This is a genomic window from Rhodococcus sp. NPDC059968 (genome assembly GCF_042738615.1).
Classification (GTDB): Bacteria; Actinomycetota; Actinomycetes; order Mycobacteriales; family Mycobacteriaceae; genus Rhodococcus_F.
The window spans coordinates 23788-44849 of the sequence record NZ_JBHWUE010000029.1; the positions used below are offsets into that span (position 1 = coordinate 23788).

Annotated in this window: 20 protein-coding genes; 7 read left to right on the forward strand and 13 right to left on the reverse strand. The window is 66.9% G+C overall.

Translation table 11 applies throughout. From position 1 onward, the window contains the following. Positions 1-5: 5 nt before the first annotated feature. Together ACFWAY_RS22995 and ACFWAY_RS23000 are read left to right on the forward strand one after the other, a co-directional pair. On the forward strand, positions 6-365 hold the full coding sequence (locus ACFWAY_RS22995) for a YtxH domain-containing protein (RefSeq protein ID WP_378451183.1): 360 nt from the start codon (positions 6-8) through the stop codon (positions 363-365). Between the two features lie 99 nt (positions 366-464). Next, on the forward strand, positions 465-1199 hold the full coding sequence (locus ACFWAY_RS23000) for a GAF and ANTAR domain-containing protein (protein ID WP_378512297.1): 735 nt from the start codon (positions 465-467) through the stop codon (positions 1197-1199). A 374-nt stretch (positions 1200-1573) separates the two neighbouring features. On the opposite strand, the gene ACFWAY_RS23005 is transcribed toward ACFWAY_RS23000, so the two are convergent. Continuing rightward, the gene (locus ACFWAY_RS23005; RefSeq protein ID WP_378512298.1) at positions 1574-2023 is read right to left on the reverse strand and encodes a hypothetical protein; all 450 of its coding nucleotides are present in this window, start codon (positions 2021-2023) and stop codon (positions 1574-1576) included. A gap of 191 nt (positions 2024-2214) precedes the next feature. Between ACFWAY_RS23005 and ACFWAY_RS23010 the strand changes: the two genes are divergently transcribed. Beyond that, a complete protein-coding gene (locus ACFWAY_RS23010) occupies positions 2215-4395 on the forward strand; it encodes a catalase (RefSeq protein ID WP_378512299.1) in 2181 nt (726 codons plus the stop codon). Between the two features lie 24 nt (positions 4396-4419). On the opposite strand, the gene ACFWAY_RS23015 is transcribed toward ACFWAY_RS23010, so the two are convergent. The 7 genes from ACFWAY_RS23015 to ACFWAY_RS23045 all read right to left on the reverse strand — a co-directional run bounded on the left by ACFWAY_RS23015 (position 4420) and on the right by ACFWAY_RS23045 (position 11624). After that, the gene (locus tag ACFWAY_RS23015; protein WP_378512300.1) at positions 4420-4785 is read right to left on the reverse strand and encodes an HNH endonuclease; all 366 of its coding nucleotides are present in this window, start codon (positions 4783-4785) and stop codon (positions 4420-4422) included. A 70-nt stretch (positions 4786-4855) separates the two neighbouring features. Then, on the reverse strand, positions 4856-6589 hold the full coding sequence (locus tag ACFWAY_RS23020; RefSeq protein ID WP_378512301.1) for a CocE/NonD family hydrolase: 1734 nt from the start codon (positions 6587-6589) through the stop codon (positions 4856-4858). A 23-nt stretch (positions 6590-6612) separates the two neighbouring features. Next, positions 6613-7554: an MBL fold metallo-hydrolase gene (locus ACFWAY_RS23025; RefSeq protein WP_378512302.1), complete on the reverse strand. Its 942-nt coding sequence runs from the start codon at positions 7552-7554 to the stop codon at positions 6613-6615. A gap of 1 nt (position 7555) precedes the next feature. Next, positions 7556-8476, reverse strand: coding sequence for an alpha/beta hydrolase (locus ACFWAY_RS23030; protein WP_378512303.1), 921 nt, complete (start codon positions 8474-8476; stop codon positions 7556-7558). A 16-nt stretch (positions 8477-8492) separates the two neighbouring features. Next, positions 8493-9620, reverse strand: a complete 1128-nt coding sequence (locus ACFWAY_RS23035; protein ID WP_378451175.1) for an FAD-dependent oxidoreductase — start codon at positions 9618-9620, stop codon at positions 8493-8495. 14 nt (positions 9621-9634) lie between these two features. Then, a complete protein-coding gene (locus ACFWAY_RS23040) occupies positions 9635-10588 on the reverse strand; it encodes a phosphotriesterase (protein ID WP_378451174.1) in 954 nt (317 codons plus the stop codon). Between the two features lie 49 nt (positions 10589-10637). After that, the gene (locus ACFWAY_RS23045; protein WP_378512304.1) at positions 10638-11624 is read right to left on the reverse strand and encodes a phosphotriesterase; all 987 of its coding nucleotides are present in this window, start codon (positions 11622-11624) and stop codon (positions 10638-10640) included. A 146-nt stretch (positions 11625-11770) separates the two neighbouring features. Between ACFWAY_RS23045 and ACFWAY_RS23050 the strand changes: the two genes are divergently transcribed. After that, entirely contained in the window at positions 11771-12358 is a 588-nt protein-coding gene (locus ACFWAY_RS23050; protein ID WP_378512305.1) for a TetR/AcrR family transcriptional regulator, read from the forward strand. Here the strand turns inward: ACFWAY_RS23050 and ACFWAY_RS23055 are convergent. From ACFWAY_RS23055 to ACFWAY_RS23075, 5 genes are all read right to left on the reverse strand, one after another. Continuing rightward, complete coding sequence (locus tag ACFWAY_RS23055) at positions 12268-13281, reverse strand: LysR family transcriptional regulator (RefSeq protein WP_378451172.1); 1014 nt, start codon at positions 13279-13281, stop codon at positions 12268-12270. The two genes, ACFWAY_RS23050 and ACFWAY_RS23055, sit on opposite strands and share 91 nt — an antisense overlap. Positions 13282-13320: 39 nt before the next feature. Then, on the reverse strand, positions 13321-14454 hold the full coding sequence (locus tag ACFWAY_RS23060) for an NAD(P)/FAD-dependent oxidoreductase (protein WP_378512306.1): 1134 nt from the start codon (positions 14452-14454) through the stop codon (positions 13321-13323). Further along, positions 14451-14645, reverse strand: coding sequence for a ferredoxin (locus tag ACFWAY_RS23065; protein ID WP_378451170.1), 195 nt, complete (start codon positions 14643-14645; stop codon positions 14451-14453). The genes ACFWAY_RS23060 and ACFWAY_RS23065 overlap by 4 nt, the downstream gene beginning before the upstream one ends. Then, positions 14642-15817: a cytochrome P450 gene (locus ACFWAY_RS23070; protein ID WP_378512307.1), complete on the reverse strand. Its 1176-nt coding sequence runs from the start codon at positions 15815-15817 to the stop codon at positions 14642-14644. The genes ACFWAY_RS23065 and ACFWAY_RS23070 overlap by 4 nt, the downstream gene beginning before the upstream one ends. A 295-nt stretch (positions 15818-16112) precedes the next feature. Beyond that, positions 16113-17033, reverse strand: coding sequence for a LysR family transcriptional regulator (locus tag ACFWAY_RS23075; RefSeq protein WP_378512308.1), 921 nt, complete (start codon positions 17031-17033; stop codon positions 16113-16115). A gap of 423 nt (positions 17034-17456) precedes the next feature. Here ACFWAY_RS23075 and ACFWAY_RS23080 point away from each other — a divergent pair, with 423 nt between their 5' ends. The 3 genes from ACFWAY_RS23080 (at position 17457) to ACFWAY_RS23090 (ending at position 21061) form a co-directional block, all read left to right on the forward strand. Next, complete coding sequence (locus ACFWAY_RS23080) at positions 17457-18851, forward strand: SLC13 family permease (protein ID WP_378512309.1); 1395 nt, start codon at positions 17457-17459, stop codon at positions 18849-18851. A gap of 208 nt (positions 18852-19059) precedes the next feature. Next, positions 19060-20178: a PrpF domain-containing protein gene (locus ACFWAY_RS23085; RefSeq protein ID WP_378512310.1), complete on the forward strand. Its 1119-nt coding sequence runs from the start codon at positions 19060-19062 to the stop codon at positions 20176-20178. A gap of 37 nt (positions 20179-20215) precedes the next feature. Next, positions 20216-21061, forward strand: a complete 846-nt coding sequence (locus tag ACFWAY_RS23090; protein WP_378512311.1) for an HpcH/HpaI aldolase/citrate lyase family protein — start codon at positions 20216-20218, stop codon at positions 21059-21061. Position 21062 lies beyond the last annotated feature (1 nt).

The window sequence follows — 21062 nt, forward strand, 5'->3', positions numbered from 1 at the left end:
ATGTCATGCAGAAAGCGTTGATTTTCGCAGCGGGCGCGGCCGTAGGCTTCGTCGTGGGCACTCGGTCCGGCCGACAAACCTACGAGAAGATGAGGCATCAGTCGCTCGAACTCTGGCACAACCCCACCGTGCAGGAGAAGGTGAGCAACGCGACGGAGACCGTGAAGGACAAGGCTCCGCAGGTGCAGCACAAGGTCGGCGAACTAGCGAAGAAGGCTACCCACCACGGCACCGACACGGGCTCGGCGAGCGTCCCCACCAACGGGGTGTCACTGGGTGAAGCTACAACTCCCACTCCGACGGCCACGGCACCGGCGACGGTTACTCCGCCCACGGACGGCAAGCACACCCAGGGCCCGAACTGACCGGGCAGGCGGCGGTGCGGCAGTTGATGCGCGGCGACGGCTACGCCTTTCGATCGCATTGTGATTGCGTCCGTCGAATGCAGTGGCGACTATGGATCTATGGGCGGATTCGGAGGCGACATCCACGGCGGGCCGGGCCGTGGTGGATTCGAGCGGCGGTTGCGGGCGGAGCTCGAACGGGTGGCGAGGGATCTGGGCGCCGAGCACGCGAGCATTCACGGCACCCTCGAGTTGATCATCCGGGCGGCAATCGAGATCGTGCCCGGCGCCGAGCACGCAGGTATCACCCTGGTGACCAGGGGCTCCTCGCCCGAGTCCCGAGCTGCAACGTCGGAGCTTCCGAAGGCGATCGACGACTTGCAGCACCGACTGGGTGACGGCCCCTGTATTCAGGCGATCTGGGAACACGAGACCGTGCTGGTGCCGGACATGGAACACGAGACCCGGTGGCAGCGGTTCGCACCGGCAGCAGCGGCGGCCGGCGCACGATCGATGCTGGCGTTTCAGCTCTACGCCACCGAACAGACCATGGGTGCATTGAACTTGCACTCGACCCGGGCACACGCGTTCGACGATGCCGCAGTCAGCGTCGGTGGTTCCCTGGCCACGCATGCCGCGATCGCGCTGATCGCGTCCCTCCGTGAGCAGCAACTCCGCGATGCCATCGCCTCACGCGACGTCATCGGCCAGGCCAAGGGAATGCTGATGGAACGCTACTCGATCGACACCGAACGGGCCTTTGCCATCTTGAAGGCGCAGTCTCAAAACACGAACGAGCCGCTCCATGACGTGGCCCGGAAGATGGTGGAGAGTGAGCGTCCGCCAGGCATCTGAAAATATTCGGGGTAGGCGTGGTCGTCCGCGGTCACCGACAATCCAAACCCCTCGTGACGGAGGTCAACGGTCTGCGGTTGCAGGCGAGCGATCAACCCTCGCAGACGGACCCATCACCTATCTCGAATCCACCCTCGACGACCGCTGCAGCGCCTCCAGGTCCGATCGATGACACCGGCGGGCGGGCCCGATCTCGGGTTCAGCCGTGTGGCATCGGGGTATTCAACCGTCAGGTGCTGTGATGTTCCGGATCATCAGAGGGCTCAGGCTGCGCCGGTTCAGAACCGAGAGCCGGTGCGGCCGCCCCGCCGTCGAAGTGACAGCATCGCCCACGGGGACCGCACGAGCTCGACAGCATCCGCGTCGACCCTCTGTCACTTCTTGTCTTCGGCTTTGCCGACGCCTCCTTGATGCGCGGGACCCACTCCGGAGTCGCTGCCCTCGGTCTCGGCGGCATGTGCGGCGGGCTTCTCTTCGGCCGGCGATGCCACCGCGCCGCGCGGGGTCTGCCCGGGTTTCGGTGACTGCATTCCGCCGGAGTCCACATGGTCGTCGTGCTCCGGGCGTCCTTCCTTCGTGCTGGTCGTCCGGCCGTCGTACGGCGGTGTCGCCGGCGCAGCGTCGCCGGGAGGCAGCGAACCGCCTGCGGGCGCAGGGTTCGTGCCCGGCTCCGCGGTGGAGGTGACCTCTTCCTGATCCAGAGACCCCGGCTTACGGTCTGTCTGGCCTGCTCCAGCCTGGTCCGGGCCCGCGTCTCGTGAGCCCTCGGGGCCACGCTCGGACTGTGGTTCTTCGTGCAACTGCTTGCCTGCTTCGGTACCCATGATCACTCCTTCCCGACGCCGCAGAACGCCGGATTCCTACTTCGTTTTGTGGTGGACATCTGTTGTAGCTATGCCCTGGGACGTGAATGCGAAACCGCGTCTCTCGGTGGGACAAGGTTTGGTGCAGCGCTCATCTTGATTCGTTTTGCGAACGTGTGGGCACTCCGAGAAGAGCGGACCGTTCAGCAACGATGCGGCGCCGATCCCACGGATTTCCAGCGAGGAGCTACGCCGTGCCCAAGAAGAACCCGCCCATTCCCGGAACTCCCGGCTCCGGTACCCCGACGCTCGCCGAGCCCACGGAACCCACCGAGCCGTTGCCCCCCAAGCCTGATCAGCGGGCTCCCGCGCTGGGCACCGCAACCGGGCAACCCGTCGAAGGTCCGGACACGGCCCGCGGTCAGCAGGGTGAGCACCTCACCACGGCCCAGGGCGCGCGGCTGTACGACACCGATCACTCGCTCAGGGCGGGAACCCGGGGACCGACACTGCTCCAGGACCACCATCTCCGTGAGAAGATCACGCACTTCGATCACGAGCGGATCCCGGAGCGGGTGGTGCACGCACGCGGTGCGGCCGCCCACGGCGTCTTCCGCGGATACGGTTCCGCCGAGCCGATCAGCAAGGCGGCGTTCCTCGGCAAGGACGTCGAGACGCCGGTGTTCGTCCGGTTCTCCACCGTCCTCGGCTCCCGAGGGTCGGCCGACGCCGTCCGCGACACCCGAGGGTTCGCGACCAAGTTCTACACCGGCGAAGGCACTTTCGACCTGGTGGGAAACAACATTCCGGTGTTCTTCATCCAGGACGGCATCAAGTTTCCCGACGTCATTCACGCCGCCAAGCCGCACCCCGATCGCGAGATTCCGCAGGCGCAGAGCGCGCACGACACGTTCTGGGACTTCGTGTCCCTGCACACCGAAGCCACCGCGCACACGTTGTGGAACATGTCCGACCGCGGCATCCCGCGGTCGTACCGGATGATGGAAGGCTTCGGCGTCAACACCTTTAGGATGGTGAACGCGGAGGGCGAGAGTTCGCTTGTGAAGTTCCACTGGAAGCCGAAACTCGGTGTGCACTCACTGGTGTGGGAAGAAGCGCAGATCGTCAACGGCATGGACCCCGACTATCACCGCCGCGACCTCGCCGACGCGATCGAGTCCGGCGCGTACCCGGAATGGGAACTGGGCATCCAGGCGTTCCCGGACACACCGGACCAGACGTTCGAAGGCATCGACCTGCTCGACCCGACCAAGATGGTGCCCGAGGAACTGGCCCCCGTGCAGCCGGTCGGGCTGATGACGCTCGACGCGAATCCGACGAACTTCTTCGCCGAGACCGAGCAGGTGGCGTTCCATCCCGGGCACCTCGTTCCCGGGATCGACGTCACCGACGACCCGCTTCTGCAGGCGCGGCTGTTCTCCTACCTCGACACCCAGATCACTCGGCTCGGTGGGCCCAACTTCGGGCAGATACCGATCAATCGGCCCCACGCCGAGGTCAACGACATGCTGCGCGACGGCATGCACCAGACGGGAGTCCATCCCGGTGTCGCGCCGTATCGGCCCAATTCTCTCGACGCCGGTTGCCCGTTCCTGGCCGGCGCGGACACGGCCTTCGTCGAGGTGCCGGTGCCGATGCCGGAGTCGACGAAACTACGCGCCGCCCCCGCTAGCTTCGACGACCACTTCTCGCAAGCCCGACTGTTCTACGCCAGCCTCAGCCCAGTCGAGCAGGCGCACGTCGCGGAGGCCTACACGTTCGAGTTGGGCAAGTGCTACGAGCAGGTGATCAAGGAGCGCGCCCTCGGGGTCGTCGCGAACATCGACCCCGGACTGTGCGAGCAGGTGGCCGCGGGTCTCGGCCTCCCGGCGCCGGAACCGACCGTCGCCTACGACGTGGCTCCCACGCCCAGTCCCGCGCTGTCGCAGGTCGGTGCCGAGTGGCCGCTGGACGGTCGGATCATCGGCATCGTCGCCGACGACGAGTCGGATCTGTCCGAGGTCGCCGACGCGGTCGAGAAGATCGGCAAGAACGGCATGGTTCCGCTCGTCATCGGACCGCACGGTGGCGAATTGGGGTCGGGCAAGGGCGCCGTGCCGGTGTCCCGGACGTTCCACACGATGCGGTCGGTGGAGTTCGACGCCATTCTCGTCGCGGCGCCGGCGTCGGACCCGCGGGTCCAGGTGTTGCTGACGGAAGCGTTCCGGCACTGTAAGGCGATCGGGGGATGGGCCGCCGGTCGCGGCCTCCTCGAAGCGGTCGGAATCCCGGCCGAGGCTCCGGGCATCGTGATCGCCGACGACGCGTCCGCACTGTTCGACGGCATCACTGCGCTGATGAAGTCCCACCGGGTCTGGGAGCGCCAGGTGTGACGTGATCCGTGGGGGGCCGGCCCATCAGTGGCTGCTCCGGCAGCGTCGCAGTTGGCCGGACAGGTACCGCTTGGCGCGGCGATGCCCACCCACGGTGTCGAGTTCGAGGTCCAGCGCGGTCAGGAGCGTCGCGAGCAGGCTCGCCTGCGGAGCCCAGCCGTGTCGGCTCCGGCAATGCGCGAGCCAGTCGACCGGACCGGTGTGTCCGCGGTCCGAGTTGCACCGCGGACACGCGGCGGCCTCGTTGGCCGCGATGCTGGGACCGCCTTTGAGTCGTGGTACGAGGTGTTCGGTGGTCGGCGGAATCAACGGTCCGAAAAGGCGACCGCACCACAGGCATCGTCCGCCCTGTCTGTCGACAGCGAGGGCGAGTCTGGCGGTGCGGTCCACCCGTCGATCGTGACCGATCCGCTCACCGATCGCCAGTGCTCCGCCGGTCCGCGGGCCGAAACCATTGTCGCTACATGGTCTCCTCCGCCGTGTGTGTCGTGAACGGCAGCACGAGGCGGGACCGGTGCGCGGCGTCCCGGTAGATCTTGTGGGTGACCGGGCGGCCCACCGGCAGATGGAAGGCATCCGGCGGCAGCAGTGCGTTGTGCGCGTCGGCCAGCGGTTCGTTGTTCGAGAGCTCCACCGTGAGAAGGTGTCCCGGCTGGAACGTCGCGGCAAACGGGTAGAGGCGCAGCACATACTCCTCGATCGTCCCCGGCTCGACCGGCACGGCGCGGGTATGCAGGTGGTACGGGTTGCCCTCGGTGGTGCGCTCGTCCAGCTCGCGGTGCGAGGCCTTGAGGTACCCGGACGTGATCAGCTGACGCTTGCCGCCCGGAGCCTCGTCCCACAGGCGCAGGATGAAATTCGTGTCCTCCTGGTCGATCTCCGCGAAGATGTGTGCGGCGCCGGTGCCGATCAGTTCCGTGGGCTCCTCGAACGGCTCGGTGCTCCAGCGCAGCATCGCCACCGTGTCGGTGACCGTCAGCGGCGCCTGGTAGAAGCCGTCAGGGGCGGCGTATTCCGCACCCATCGGCTCGGGCTCCGTGGACAGCTTGCCGCGCGGGCGCAGGTACAGCGACTGGTGCTCCACGTCCTTCGGCGGCCACTGACTGCCGGTGACGTGCTTCCGTGAGCCCTCGACGAAGACGTTCACCGCGGGCTCGTCCATGATCCCGTTGTCGATGCCCTTGATCCAGTAGTCGTACCAGCGGAACATCTTGTCGTGCTCCTCGATGAAGGGGCGCGACTGCATGGGCGGGTACGGACCGATGTCCAGCTTCTTCGGGCCCTTCAGCGCGTCGAAGAGTTCGATCGTGCCGTCGACCGTCCAGCCGCGGCCCTGGTCGATCTGCAGGTAGACGGGGATGTCGATGTTCGGGGCCAGCGTGGTGGGGTTGCGCTCCTCGTACCAGTCCCCGTCCAGGTCGTTCATGACGATGTCGAACCAGGCCTCGTGGTGCTTCGGGTAGTTCAACACGTGGACCAGGTTCGGCCAGGCGGCCACATCCGGATCCTCGAGCCGCTGGCCGACGCGTTCCTTCATCTCCTCGGGGGAGTACGTCTCGAGCATGCGGGACTTGACGTTGTCGGTGAAGGCCCAGCCGGAGTCGCCGCCGCGGCCCTCGCGCGCGGCACGCGGCATGAACCACATGATGCCGCCGTGGTAGGTGGTCTCGTAGAAGTCGTAGTGACCGCCGCTCACGAAGATCGCCTTCAGATGCGGCGGACGCTCCGCGGCGGCGAGCACCTGCATCGAACCGAAGTAGGAGATCCCGATCATGCCGACGTTACCGTCGCACCACGGCTGCTCGGCCACCCACTCGATGAAGTCGTACGCGTCCTGACCCAGGGACACGCCGCCGGCGTTGTAGTTGCCGATGTGCTCGCCGTCGGAGCCGCCGGAGCCGCGGAGGTCGCCGATCACGTGGACGTAGTCCTCTTTGACGACGCGTGCGATGTCGCCCGCCTCGATGCAGCCGTCCCACATCGGGCTGGGGCGTCGCTGCGGCGGGGTGGTGAGCGCGAGGGCCTGCAACTCCTTGCCGTACGGGCTCAGAGCCACCAGCGCGGGCCGGGGCTTGTCCTCCACACCGGAGTACGAGTCGGCGACGAGGGTGACCCCGTCCCGCATCGGCACCCGGAGGTCCTTGCGGACGGCGATCTTCTGCCCACCCGCGTCAAGCGTTCGAAAATCCGTCATGAGCGCACGACTCTCTTTCTCTGTCAAAATTTCTGGTCGAATTGCGTGCGGTGGCCGTGCAGCGTCGTGAAGAACGGGGACGGTTCGAGTGTGGGGTCCCCCTCGTAGCCGAGTTCCTCCGCCACACGGGCGAACGGCGAGTACGCCGAGTCCGTCTCCTGCAGACCGTTCTGCAGATGCCGATGGGCCACGTCGCTGACCCGCGCCTGAATGTCCAAGCTCTCCTGGAGGGCCTGCCGCGCCTGCTCGCTGTCGAGCTCGACACCATAGGCCACACCGTCCGCCCGGCGGTACGGATGCCCCAGATACAGGTGCTGCGGACGGATCTCGTCACGCAGATACTGCACGCTCGACCGGTAGGCGACCGGATCCTCGTAGCCGGGAAAGCCGTTTGCGGCGCCGTGGACCTGCACGGCGTCGCCGACGAACACGGAGTTCTGGCCGTCCACCACATAGGCGACCGATCCGGCGGTGTGGCCCGGGATCGAATGCACCGAGACGGTGACATCTCCACCGAGGGACAGGGTCTCGCCGCCCCGGAGCAACATGGACGGCTCCATCTCTCCCGAGATGACCGCCTGCGCCGTCGACGTCTGCTTCGCAGCGCCCTGCGGGTCGTTCAGGTACTGCCCACGCACCGCCACGTACTCGTCCACGTGCGCCTGCCGCGATCGCAACAGGTGCGCGTCGGCCGCGTGGATCACGACCCGGGCACGCCTGCCCGTGAGTTCCCACAGAGCGTGTGCCCCGCCGAGGTGGTCGATGTGGCCGTGAGTCAACAGGATCCAGCGAACGTCCTCGATCCGGCGACCGAGAGCCTCGAGCGCGGGGGCCATTCCCTCGGCGGGCGACGAGGCGATCCCGGTGTCGACGATCGCCGGCTCGGGGGCGTCGATGAAGAAGCTGTACAGGCCGAATCGACCCCACGGCGAGACGAGGGGGTGAATCTTCACGTCCTGCGTCACGTCACGCCCCCGACGTGGACTGAAGGAAGTCGGCCGTCTCCTCGAACACCTTCCGGTATTCCGGGATCCAGGAGAAGTTCTGGACGAAACCGTGATTGGCGCGGGCATAGCGGCTGACCGTCGCTTTCACTCCGGCCTCGTTCAGCCGCTCGCCGTAGAGTTCGCCCTCGTCGCGCATGGGGTCGAACTCGGCGGTGACGATCAGCGCCGGGGGCAGCCCGGTCAGATCCCCGCGCTTGATCGGCGACACGAGCGGGTCTGCCGGATCGGCACCGCTGTCGAAATAGAAGGCGTTGAAGGCCTTCAGCCCCGCGGTCTCCACGCCGTATCCTTCGGCGTTCTCCCGCAGGGAGTCGTAGCGGTCGATGTCGAAGTCCAGGTCCAGGGACGGGTAGAACAGGACCTGGTGCGTGATGCGATCGAAGCCCTCGTCGTGGGCCATCGCGGCGACGGCGGCGACGAACGTGCCGCCCGAACTGTCGCCGGCCAGCGCGAGCGTCGAGCCGTCCCACTTCAGGGCCGCGCCGTTCTCCGCGACCCACCGCACCACCCCGAGGCAGTCCTGGAGGCCGGCCGGGAACGCCGCCTCGGGCGCCCGGCGGTAGCCGACGGAGACGACCTTCATCCCGGTCTCCTTCGCCAGGGACCGCGCGACGTGGTCGTGCGTGTCCAGGCTTCCGAGGAAGAACGCGCCGCCGTGGAGGTACACCAGCAGTCCGTAGGAGTCGGCGTCGACCGGGGTGTAGATCCGGACCGGGACGTCCCCTGCGGTGGTGTCCTCGACTGCGTGAAGCGGCAGGCGCTCCTCGACGGGAGCGACCTGTGCTTCCTCGCCGGCGCGCATGGCAGCCGGGTCGAGCGGGCCCTCGGGCGGGGCGGGCAGGTTGGCGATCACCTGGGCGATCTGGGGGTGTAGCGGCATTTCGGTGACCTCGTTTCTACTTCGCGACGGGCTGCTGAGTGGCGGGCTTCTGACCGGGGAAGACGTCGTCGACCTCGTCCTCGGTCCACCCCTGACGCGAGATGCGCTGCAGCTCGTCGGTCACCGGCTTGCGGGTCGCCTGGTACAGCGCCAGCGCCTCCTTGACGGAGCCGGCCTCCTGCAGGGCGTCGGCGAGTGCGCCGGCGTCCAGGATCGCCGAGTTCGCACCCTGCCCCTGGTGATGCAGCATCGAGTGCGCCGCGTCGCCGACGAGGACGACCGAGTCGGAGTGCCAACGCTCGACCGGGTCGATGTCGTAGACCGCGCGAATGCTCACGGTGTCCAGGTCGAGGCCGCGCGCGATGCTCACGATCCGCTCGTCGAAGCCCTCGACGGTTGCCACGATGTCGTCCTTCGTGATCTGCGGCGCCCAGGTACCGTCCGGGCACAGCGCGGTGATGTCGAAGGACACCTGACCCCGGTGGCGCAACGGCAGCAGGTAGACCTTCGTACCCCTGCCGATATACATCCGGAGGTTGTCGTCGACGACCATCCCGTGGGCGTCGTCGACGGAGATCACCGCGCGGTAGGCGTGCTCCCCGGAGAACACCGGGTCCTTCTCGCTGAAAAGCTGCTGGCGCACAACCGACTTGATTCCGTCGGCGCCGATGATCAGATCGGCCTCGACGGTCTCGGCATTCGCGAAGGTGAGGACGGAGCGATCGCCCCTGTCCTCGACGGTCTCGAGTTTGTGACCGAGGTGCACCATGCCCTCGGGGAGCACGCCCAGGAGTGCGTCGATGAAGTCTCCGCGGTGGATCAGGTGCGTCTTGGTCTCAGCGGCGAAGTCGTCGATTCCCGGCCACGCCTCCTTCATGATCGGATCGCCGGTGGCGGTGAGGATCTCGAAGTAGTCGCTCGGCGAGCTGACCTTCGCGATCGCGTCGAAAATCCCCCACTGGCGGAAGCGGTTCATGGTGGAAGGACGCAGACCGATGCCGGCGCCGACCTCCCGAACCGCGGAGGCCTGCTCGTACACAGTGACGTCGGCGCCGAGCAGGCTCAGGGCCTTGGCTGCCGCAGCGCCGGCGTATCCCGCGCCGACGATGGCGATGTTCAAGTTCTTCAGATCCGTTGGCTGCATGGTTCTCGTCCTTGTCAGTTCTGGATGGTCAAGAAATCGGCGGGATTCTCGACGAACAGCGTGGTGATCGTGGCCTCGTCGATGCCGGCCTCACGCAGGTCGGGGATGAGGTCCTCGAAGAGGTAGTTCACGGTGTGGCCCTTGACTCCCGGCCACCCGAGCGGGCTGCAGTTGGCGTCGACGCCGGCAAGCGCCTGGTTCAGGTGGCCCCGGGCGAGGAACCGGAGGAAGTGGTCCAGGCGCTCCTTGCGCGGGCGGGCCCAGAACGGCGGGTCCTCGAGTTCGGTCTCGTACCCGAAGGTGTCGAAGCCGACGCGACCGCCCTGCTCGGCGATCCAGGTGTCGCGGGTCTTCTCGGCGTTCACGCCGTCGTCGACGTGCCCGAACAGCACGCGGTCCAGCGGCAGGCCCTCTTCGTGGAAGATCGCGATGGCGTTCTCGGCGTCGATGGCCAGATGGGTCAGGATCGGCACTCCGGTGCTCAGGGCAGCGCGGGCGGCGGCTCGGTAGATTCGCTTGTCCAGCTCCGTCATTCGGCCACCGCGACTCACCCCGACCTTGATGACGCCGGCGCGGCTGCCGGTGTCCCCGATGCCGACGGTGATCTCGTGGACGAACTGCCGCGTCAGGTAGTCGACGCTTGCCCGTTCGAAGAACGGCAGGGCGGTGTCGCCGCCGACGAATCCGGTGCAGGCGACGATGTGGACGCCGGTCTTCGCGGACAGCGACTTGTAGTAGTCGACGTCACGACCGTTGCAGATTCCGGTGACGTCGACGAAGGTCCCGCCCCCGTAATCGTGGAACTTGCGGAGTTTCGGGACGGTCTCCTGGTACCGCTCCTCGGGGGTCTTCCACCACCTCGTATCCAGCTCGGAGCCGGGCATGCCGTATCCGATGTGCTCGTGGATGGCGACGATGCCCAACTCCTCGGTCGGGATCGGCCCCAGAACTGTATTGACTCTCGACACAACACTCCCCTTCGGGAAAGACGAAACTTCGATTGTGGATTTCGCGCGGTCAGCGCACCGACAGCAGTTCGCGCGGGTTGTCCACGAGGATGCGCTGGACGTCCGCGTCGCCGAGCCCCTGCGCGGTGAGGAGGGGTACGAACGTCGACAGGACGTAACTGAACGGAAGATCGCGCTGCGGATGACCCTTGGCCACGCCGATCGCGTTGCTCGAGAGCAGGATCCGGTTCCCGTGCCCGGCCTCTACGAGTTCGCACACCACGGCGGCGCGCTCGTCGTCGGCGATGTGCGCATCATTTTCGGAGCCCACGTGGTCCAGTGCGACGAAGGCGCCGCGGCGGGCGATCTCGAGTGGTGCGCCGGCGGCGACCGCGTCCTTGCGGTCGAGCCCGCCGACGACGACGCGATGGGCCGGTAGCGTCTCGTCCGCGACGATCTCGAGGTCGGCCGCCGCGTCCCTCCCGTAGCGGAGGGACACCGCGACTCCCGTCTGCAGCGCGGCCCGGGCGGCGCCGCGGAACAGGCTCTCGTCCGTGGGGGTCATGCCTTCGCGCGTCGCGGTCGTGGTCACCAGACCCGCGGCGCCCCACCGCTCGACACGTGGGATCACCATGCCCTCGGTGATCTCCTTGGTGAATAGGCCGGCGAACTTCTCCGCGGGCCACGGCGTAGGCGGATTGGTCTGCGGCGTCAGGAAATAGCCGCCGAGCATCTCTTCCGGGCCCATGCCCGTCGACGCGACGATGTGCACGCCGGTCGAGCGGGAGAGTGCCTGGTACAGCCTCACGTCGCGACCGTGGAACATTCCGGTGCTGTCGACGATCGTCCGTCCGCCGTGGTCCCGGAAATCTGTCAGCTTCGCCGCCAGGATCTCGAAGATCTCGGCGCGGTCCATGGCGATGTCGAACGCATGCTCTGCGCCGGGAACCACGGAGAGCAGCGCCTCGTGAACCGAGACGACTCCCAGCTCGGCAGCGGGAACCGGGCCGAGGACGGTGTTGACGGTGTTGCTCTCGGCGGTCTGGGAGCCCTTCATCGGCACTTCCTTTCGTCAACGTCATGTCTGCATGACGTGCTGCGCATCACAGTAGAGATTCACATTACAGACTGTCAAGTGAGTGAATGAACAGACATGTGACTTTGCGGGCAGGTTCGTGGCTGTACTGCGGATAGAATCCGGCCATGTCTCTCCGTGCCGCACAGAAGCAGATGACCTATGAGCTCTTCCTCGCGAAGGCGCTCGAGCTGTTCGGCGGGAAGGGCTACTCCGCGACCACGATCGACGACATCGCCACCGCCGCAGGTTCGACCCGGACGACCTTCTACCTGCACTTCTCGTCCAAGGCCGAGGTGATGAGCGCGCTCCTGACGAAGGTCGACGCGATCCTCACCACCGCCGACGACCCCACGCTGACCGCAGTGGTCGCCTCCGGCTCACGCGACCTGATCCGGGAGTGGCTGGACCGCAAGTTCTCGCAATGGGACGAGATCAAGCCCTACCTCACCGCGTCCTTCCAGGCCACACACGAGCCGGACGTCGCGGCCAAGACCGAGCAGTGGTTCGAGGACGCGGTCGGTCAGATGACCGAGGGGCTGGACCGGGCGAAGCGCTTCCCGCCGGACCGTCGCCAGGTCCGCTGCGTGCTCGCCTTCGGCCAGCTCGAGTACCTCTCGCGCCGCTACTTCTCGGTCGGCTGGCGGATCCCCCGCGAGGTCTGCCTCGACGAACTCACCGACTCCTGGTGCCACCTGCTCGCATCGGACAACTGAGAGTCGAAAGTCGTCGCGTCGACGAGGATCTCCCGTAACCAGCCGACGAACGCCGCATCTGCCAGGCGCGGGTTCCACACCATGTCGACCCCCAACGGCGAGACCGGCAGCGGGAACTCCTCGATCCGGAGGTCCACCCGTTCGCGCATCGCGACAGCGACCCGGAGGGTATGGACCGCAACCCCACCGGCCGTCGCCACCAGATGCGGGATGAGCAGGTGGTCGGAGATGAGTTGCCCGATCCGGTACTGCACGCCGTGCGCGTCCATCGCCGCGTACGGCGCCACCCGGTGCCGGGAGTCGTAGGTGACGTGCGGCAGCGAGGTGAGCAGGTCCAGTGCAGATGCCTCGGGATCGCTGTCCGGATGGGCGATCACCACCCAACGGTTCTCGTAGAGCCGCTCCCGCGGGTACGGCGAAGTGAACGCCTCGGACAGGAGCACGACGTCCACCCCGTCGTCGGTGAAATCGCTTGCCTGCGGCTGGACGAAGTTGCGCACCCGGAGGGTCGCATTCGGCGCTCGCTCGGCGATCAGTCGTGCCACACCGGGCCCGACCACGAATGCCGTGCTGGTGGTCATCGCCACCGTGATGGTACGAGGGTCGTGGGCAGGGTCGAAGCCCGGGAAATTCACCACCTGCGCGGTCTGCCGCAGCACTTCCCGCAGTGGCGCGATGAGTTCCAAGGCACGGGGGGTGAGCACCAGGCCGCTGCCCTGCCGCGTCACCAGGTCGTCACCGATCATTCGGCGCATCCGTCCCAGGGCATGACTCATCGCGGGTTGGGACATGCCGACCCGGGCCGCGGCGCGGGTGACAGATCCCTCCTCGAGTAGTGCCAGCAGCGGCACCAGCAGGTTGAGGTTGACCGAGGCGAGCCGCTCCAGGCCGAGATCACTCGAATGATCCCCGGGTTGGTTCATCCACACGAAGTTACGCGTCCTCCTCCCGAACCGTCGGCGTCATGCTCCGGCCGAGGCCATCCGGCGCAGTTTCGGGATCGGGATCCGGTGGTTGACGGCGACCGCGACACCGTGACCGTCGTCGTGGGTCCAGCGCATCACCGACGGCCCGTGTGGGCTGTCCCCGAGAAGGAAGTCGGGTTCACCGGCAGCCGGTAGGTGACCGGCGGCCTTGAGGTTCAACCCGAACTGCTCGGTCCAGAAGTACGGATCGAGGTCGAGTTCGGGCGCCTCGTCGCCGGTCAGAAGCGCGAGGGCAGCGACCTTGGCCTGTTCGATGGCGCTGCTCCACAGCGGAATTCGACGTACTCCAGTCCGCGTCGGGACGGCCGCGACGTCCCCGGCAGCGACGATGACGGGCCTGATCCGCCCCCGCGAGTCCGCCTCGAGGCGGCCGCCGGTCATCAGTCCGCTGGTGGCCAGCCACTCCGTGTTGGGGATGTCACCGACCGCACTGACGAGCAGGTCGGCCTCGACGCGTGATCCGTCCCGCAGGACCACCCCACGCGCATCGTCGATCCCGGCGGCCGAGCAGACGACGACAGTGAGTCCCCGGGCGACCGCGGCCGCGGTGAACGCGTCGGACAGGCAAGGCCCCAGATGCGACAGCATCGGCCGGCCGGCGGCCACCAGCGTCACCGGGCATCCCGCCGACAGGGCTGCGGATGCGATCTCCATCCCCAGCGGACCGGCTCCGACAACCGCGACCGACGGCCGGGCGGCCAGCCGTTCCCGGAGAACCAGGGCATCGTCCAGGGTGCGCAGGGTCAGCTCCGGGCTGTGGTCGCCACCCAGACGCCGGGCCCTGGAACCGGTGGCGATCACCAGTCCGTCGTAGGGCAGGTCCGAGCCGTCGTCGAGACTCACCCGGCGGGACTCGACGTCGAGGCCGACTGCCGCCACCCCGAGCACCTCGGCGGCGTCGTGCGTGGGCAGTGCCAGTTCGTGGGAACCACCACCGTCGACCAGGAGCGCCTTGGAGAGCGCGGGCCGCGAGTACGCCGCCCGGGGTTCGTCCCCCACGATGGTCAGGTCGCCGTCGAAACCTGCGGCACGGAGGCTGTCACACGCGGTCTGGCCGGCGATCCCGTTGCCGATGACCAGAATTCGCCTGGGAGCATCGGTGAGTTTCATGCGAGTTTGAGTGCGGCGACGGGGCAGACCCGGACAGCGGCGCCGGCGTTCGCGATCTCGGGGCTTCCCTCGGGGAGGTCCTCCACGTCGAGGATCAGTTCGCCCTCGTCGTCGAGGTGCATCAAGTCGGGAGCGATCTCTTCGCACAGTCCGTGTCCCTCACAACGGGGTCGATCGATCACGATCTTCATGCTGGGACCACCTTCAGGATCTCGAGTGTGTCGATGGAGCGGGTGATGTTGCTGGGCAACCGAACCGGTTCGGCGGCCACCAGACGCTGAGCGTGATCGGCCAGCGCCCCGATGACGGCGTGGGCTTCCAAACGGGCCAGGCCCTGGCCGGCGCAGCCGTGCGGGCCGTAACCGAAAGAGAGGTGGTCGACCGGGTTCCGTTCGACCAGAAAGGCGTCCGGGGTCTCGTAATGGCGCGGGTCGCGGTTGCCTGCACCGAAGAGGATCGCCACCTGGGACCCGGCCGGCACCACGGTGCCGTCGATGATTACGTCCCGGGTGACGAGGCGCCCCCAGGCATGCACCGGCGCCCAGAATCGGAGTATCTCGTTGAAGGCTGCCGGCACCAGGGCGGAATCCGTTCGGACCAGGTCGAATTGGTCGGGAAACGCCGAGAAGAGCGCGACGATGTTGCCGAGCGCGGCGATCGTGGTGTCCACACCCGCGCCCAGATACTGGTGGATGATGTGGCCGGCGGTGCCGGGAGGAATGGCGCCCCGGTCCTCGGCATCGAAGATGCCGCGACCGACCGAGCCCGGCGCCAGATCCTCGGCCCGGACCCCGGTGCACCAACCGTAGAGTTCGCCGGCGATCGGGAAGTTCTCCGCAGTCCGCTGGTTCATCGGGCCGATGACCTCCATAGCGGCTCGTCCCCATCGCAGCATGTTGTCGCGCACCTCGCCGGTGAAGCCGATCAGGTCCGCGACGACCTCGAGCGGAAGAGCGCGGGCCAGCGCGTCGATGGCCTCGAACGAGCCCCGGGCAACCAGGTCCGCGACCAGCGCATCGGCCTTGATCTGGATCTGGTCTCTCAGTCCCCGCAGCGCCCGGGGGGAGAGGTTCTCGGTGAGGGTCGCGCGCAATTCGGTGTGGATCGGCGGGTCGGAGGCCAGCGACGTGCCTTGCAGCGCCTCGTTGACCATGGAGTTGAAGCCGATCGTCCGGGACGAGAACGTGCCGGGGTCGGCCAGAGCGTCGCGGATGGCGTCGTATCGGGTCAGGGCATAGACGTCGTTGGCGGGCAGATGCACCACCGCGCCGAGATCGCGGAGTTCGGCGTACGTCGGATAGGGGTCGGTCAGGATGTCGTCGGCGAAGAGGTCGATATCGGAACTCGCGGGAGTGCTGGTCATGCACCCAGTGAAGTGACTCCACTCACATAAATCTAACTCATATTATGTATATAGGAACATGCAGGAGATTGATGTCAGCGTCCAGCGTTCTCCGCCGCCGAGCGAAACTCGTTGTGCCCCTCTTGGATTTCCGGTGTCGACTCCGCCGGGGGCGGGCCGTTCCGGGCTGCACGTCTGCCCGATCCCTACTACGGCGGTCGCCACAGAGGGAGGTACGCGCGGGGTGTCTGCCGCGCGAGCACTCGATATCCCTATCGGGCATGCCGGGACTCGGCCGGATGAGGGTCGATCGGTCTCACCTTCGCGCGGTGATGGCGTCGGCGGCGTCGTGTAGCGCCCGGGAGACGGCGTGCATGCCGGGGGTGTACTGCCGGCGGGCGAGTGAGGCGATGTAGATCGAGCGTGTCGGCACTCGGTCGGTGGGAAGAAATCGCACCGCGTGTACGTCGGGGCGATGGTGTGCGACGGCCAGACGCGGAACCATGGCGATGCCGACTCCCGCGGCGACCATCGCTTCGATCTCTTGGTAGTCGTGGGCCTCGTAGACGACGTTCGGGGTGAATCCGGCCGTCTCGCAGCTACGGTAAAGCACTTCGGCGGCCGGGTGGTCGGCGTTGCGGATGATCCACTTCGCCGATCGCAGCGATGCCACCGCGACATTGTCGGCGTGCGGCCCGTCGAGCGGGACGAGCAGAACCGTTTCGTCCTCCATCAGCGGCACGAGGGCCAGGGATTTCTCGGCCTCCTCGGTCCAGTCGTAACTCCAGAGCAACGCCATTTCGACCTCGCTCGAATGAAGCATTTCCAACAGTCGCGGGCGGACCGCGGATTGGACGCGCACGTCGATGCCGGGCCAGTGGGCGTGATAGTCCTTGAGCGCGTCCGAGAGCAGAGAGGCGCTGACGGTAGGAAACGAGCCGAGTCGGACGGTGCCACGCTCGAGCCCCAGCAGAGCTTCCAGGTCGCCACGGGCAGCGCGCATCTCCTGACGGAACAGTCGCGCACGCGTGACGAGAATTTCACCGGCCTCCGTCAACCGGACGCCTCGAGGCAGACGGGTCAATACCGGCTGCCGGATCTCCTGTTCCAGCTTGGCGATGCGCTGCGACGCGGCGGACGGCGTGACGTTAGCGCGTTCGGCGCCGCCGGTGAGCGATCCGGCCTCGGCTATGTCGAGGAGCAGGAACATTGTCACCACATCGAACGAGTTGCGCATCGATACCTCCAACAAGCCTTTAATCCTGCTAAACCCCGCCGTAGAAATACGACATTGTCATAAACATAACCCGCTCATAGTGTGATCTGGGTAATGATCAAGCGAAGGATGTGACATGCAGACGATCGCTACTCGCCAACCACCCGGGATCACAGCACGGAATCGCCTTGTCGGTCGCCCAGTGCGCTCACTGCAGCTCACGTCGGTCGGCATCGATGAGGTGCTGCAACCCGGTGCGGTGTGGGCGGCCGACGCCGTCGACAGTCACCTCGGGCGGCGGCGTGCACCGTGCACTGCGCCGGCGGGAGTGACAGCTCCCGATCCACATCGCTCGGCTCCGCCCCATATTTACGTTTGTCCGTCGCGACCGGCCGCCGACCAGGCGCCGTTCGATCCGCCCCGCAGCGAACCGAAAGTACGCCCATGACTTCCATCGAGATACTGCCACTGATCGCGCTGGTGGCAATGTTCGTGATAGCCACCTTCTTCCCCATCAACATCGGCATTTTGGGGTTCATCGGCGCTTTCGTCGTGGGGGCGTTCCTCCTCGGCTACGACGACAAGGAAATCCTCGCCGAGTTCCCCAGTTCGATCGTGCTGACGATCATCGGCGTCACCTACTTCTTCGGTATGGCGAAGAAGAACGGGACCATCGATCTGCTCGTCAATGCCTGTATACGTGGCGTTCGCGGACGAGTGACGATCGTCCCGTGGGTGTTCTTCTTCTGTGCCTCGGTGCTCACAGCCCTGGGCACGTTCAGCCCTGCCGCGGTCGCATTGATCTCGCCGGCGGCGATGTCGTTCGCCGCCCGGACCCGGATGAGTCCGCTGGTGATGGGCATCATGACGATCAACGGCGCGCACGCCGGAGCGTTCTCGCCGATCTCGGTCTCGGGTGTCCTCGTCCGCGACATCGTCGAATCGAGCGGCCTGACGATCGCCCCCTGGACCCTGTTCTTCGCCAGCTACGGCATCAACCTGCTGCTCTCGGTCCTGACCGTGGTCGGCTACTCAGTCCTCGCCCGGGTACGGAACCTCGAATTCACCGCCACCGGCGCGAGCGACGGCATCGACTCCGACGGCGGCGGGAGCGCACTGCGCACCCCCACCGCGGGACCCGGTGGAACCCCGACCGGCGGATCGTCCGGTTCGGGTGGTACCCAGGTACTCATCCGGACACCGCGCACCGAGGCCGTCACCGACCACGCCGTGCAGCCGGTCACCGGGGTCCAGAAGCTCACCCTCGTCCTGATCGCCGCAGTGTTGGTGCTGGTCCTGGTCCTGCATATGCCGATCAGCTTCGTCGCCATCGCGGCCGGTGCGATCCTCGCCTTCACCGACCTGTCCAAGCAGAGTGAGGCCATCGCCGGTATCAGCTGGTCCACGGTCCTGCTCGTCGCCGGCATGGTCACCTACATCTCGCTGATGCAGGAGATCGGAACGATCGACCACCTCGCCGCGATGGCGATCACCATCGGCGCACCGCTACTGGTCGCTATCGTCCTCTGCTACGTCATCGGCGTCACCTCGGCCTTCGCATCGTCGACGGCGCTTCTCACCGCCGTCATCCCGCTCGCGCTTCCACTGCTGCAAACCGGCGCACTTCCGGTCGTCGGAGTCGTGGCCGCCCTCGCCATCTCCGCCACCGTCGTCGACGTCTCCCCGTTCTCGACCAACGGCGCACTCGTCCTCGCCAACGCCCAGAACATCGGGCGGCCCCGGTTCTACCGCCAGCTGCTCCTCAACGCGGGCATCGTGGTCGCGATCGCACCGGCGCTGTGCTGGCTGCTGCTGGTGGCCGTCCCGACTCTGGTCTGACGCACAGACAGCACCCGCGAGGGTTTAACTGAAGTTAACCCTCATCGACTTATTCGCCATTGTTCTCCACCCTGATATCAGTCAGGGTGGGTAGTGGGACACCGCTGGGAAGCACGCTCCCCATCCGATCAGAGCCTCCAGCGGTGCCTCACAAACTCTTCGAACCCGAAAGGTGGGCCGGACCGTGTTCACACTTCATGGAACTTGGATGCGGGGAGGCACCAGCAAGTGCTGGCTGTTCAACGCATTCGACGTCGATCCGCTCATTGCCCAGGCCGGTGGCCTGAACGCCATCTTGACGTCGGCATTCGGATCGGGTGATCCGCGTCAGCTCGACGGTGTCGGCGGCGGCAGCTCGACCACATCGAAGGCGGCGATCGTGCGCCGCTCCAGCGAGCCCGGAATCGACGTCGACTACCTGTTCGCGCAGGTCGCTATCGGTGACCGCCAGGTCGAATGGGGCAGCAACTGCGGGAACTGCGCCACGGCGATCGGGTTGTACGCATTGCAGTCCGGGTTCGTTCCGGTCGACTCCGCGACGACGACTGTGCGGATGCGTAACCAGAACACCGGCGCGATCCTGAACGCCGAGATCGCCACCCCAGGCGGGATGATCCCCACCGAGGGCGACGCGGCCGTGCCCGGTACCAGCGCGTTGGGTGTCCCGGTGGGGCTCACCTTCGCCGGTCTCGCCGCCGGTGCGGCCACACTGCTGCCCACCGGCGCGGCCGCCGACCAGATCTCGATTGCCGACCACACCTACCGCGCCACGATGGTCGTCGCCGGAGCCCCGGCGGCGTTGTTCAACGCCGCCGACCTCGGGCTGACCGGCGCGGAGGACAACCAGACGATCGCCGAACACCTGCCGTTGCTTCTCCGGCTGCGACAGGAATCATCATTGCGGATGGGACTGAGCAAGCCGGGAGATCCTATCTCCCATGCGATTCCGAAAGTCGGAGTCGTGGGCCCGCCGGCGGACTACCGCACCAGTGCCGGCGTCGACATCAGCGCCGACGACTACGACATCTCGGTCCGGATGCTGTCGATGCTCGCCCCGCACCCGGCGATCGGGCTCACATCCGCGGTCGCCGTCGCCGCGGCATCCACCGTGACCGGTGGTGTCGTCACCGACAACACGCAGGTCCGGTGGCCGGGATCACTGCGGGTGGGGACACCCGCCGGAGTACTCGACGTCGACCTCTCCGTTTCCCCCGACGGGGTACTCGAATCGGTCACCCTGCGCCGGGCGGCACGCCGCATCGCATCGGCGGAACTGTTCGTCACCGCCCCGGCGCCGGCTCCGGCACTGGTCGGCTCCGCGCGGTGAAGACTCCGCACGGCCCCGCGATGTGTGAGGACGCCTGATGCCCGAGAAGATCGCGATCGCGCCCAGACCGATCGACACGCGGATCGCCCGATCCTGGCTCCTGGTCAACGGCACCCGAACCGACCTGTTCGACCAGGCCGAACGCTCCTGCGCGGACCAGATCGTCCTCGACATCGAGGACGCCGTCGACCCTCAACTGAAATCCACCGCGCGGGAGGACGTTGCCGCCTGGCTCGAGAACACCTCGGCCTGGGTGCGGATCAACGACCGGTCCTCGGCGTACTGGAGTGATGACGTCGATCGCCTCGCCGGCCTTCCTGGACTGGCGGGCGTGATGCTCGCCAAGACCGAAGCGGCGGAACATGTCACCGAAACCTTCGACCGACTCGGCGGAGCCACCCCGGTGCTCGCGTTGGTCGAATCCGCCCTCGGCATCGACAGGGCCGGTGATATCGCCCGCGCTCGCGGCGTGTTCCGGCTCGCCTTCGGCAGCGGCGACTATCGCCGCGACACCGGCACCAGCGCCGACGACCTCGCCATGGCCTACCCCCGCTCCCGGCTGGTCGTCGCCAGCCGAATCGGCAATCTGCCCGGACCGATCGACGGTCCCACCGTCAGCAACAGTCACAACGTGCTGCGTAAACAGTCCGCGGTGTCCGTGTCCCTCGGTTTGACCGGGAAGCTGTGTCTGGACACCGAACAACTGCCAGTGATCAACGAGTCGATCAGCCCCACGCCCTCGGACGTGACGTGGGCGCGGGAGTTTCTCGCCGATTTCGCAGCCCGCGGCCGGGTTGTGCGCGACGGCAGCGACCCGCCTCGGCTCGGTCGGGCCGAGACGATCACCCGCCTCGCCGACGCGTTCGGAATCTGCCGGAGTTGAC